This is a genomic window from Streptomyces sparsogenes subsp. cuspidosporus (assembly GCF_039532705.1).
In the GTDB taxonomy this organism is placed as follows: domain Bacteria; phylum Actinomycetota; class Actinomycetes; order Streptomycetales; family Streptomycetaceae; genus Streptomyces; species Streptomyces sparsogenes.
Genome location: NZ_BAAASD010000144.1, coordinates 1 through 684, shown reverse-complemented (window position 1 = coordinate 684; position 684 = coordinate 1). Strand labels below are relative to the sequence as shown.

1 protein-coding gene is annotated in these 684 nt (G+C 71.9%); it reads left to right on the top strand.

The window, feature by feature from the left end; translation table 11 throughout:
- Positions 1 to 283: 283 nt before the first annotated feature.
- The coding region (locus ABFY07_RS42760) for an ATP-binding protein (protein ID WP_346179622.1) at positions 284 to 684 on the top strand (401 nt) is incomplete at its 3' end.

Here is a 684-nt window from a genome sequence, read left to right as displayed (position 1 = left end):
GCCCGCAACGAGTCCGTCAGGCCGGCCAGCGCCAGGAGATCGAACTCGCCCGACAGGACGAGACGCTATCCGGCGCGCCGGCAGTTCCAGAGCCGACGGGATCCGTCTGGTGGGCGTGGCGCCGGGTGGGGCATCGTGAAGACGGTCCTCTCTCCACGCCCGGATCGCCAGTCCTCCGGCGCCGTGTGCGGAGCCCGCCGCCTCGTCATGGGGCGGCTCGGGGACGCGCCGGTGATGTAGGAGTAGGTGTAGTCCCGAGGGGTAGTGCTTCCGCCGAGGAGGCATGGTGGGGGCTGCAGGCGAACAGGGTGGTCGCGGGTGGGACGGCGTTCCCGGACGCCTGGACATCGTCATCCCCGCCGAGTCCTGGCTGCTCGGGGTGCTCCGCCGCGCGGTCGCCGTCTGGCTGTCCTCCGCGGGCCGGCCGCAGGACGACGCCGAGCCGCTCCTGTTCGCGATCGGTGAGATCGTGGGCAACAGCATCGATCATGCCCATCCCGGCGAGACGATCGGCCGGATCTCGGTGACCGTCGTCTGCGAACGCGGTGCGGACCGGCCCTGGACCCATCCGGACCGCCACCGCTGCACGGCATGGTCACCGACGCGGAGAGCCCGGCACCATGTTTCCGGACACGACGAAGCTGGGCCGCCTTGGGCAGTGACACAAGGCGGCCCGCCCGGGCC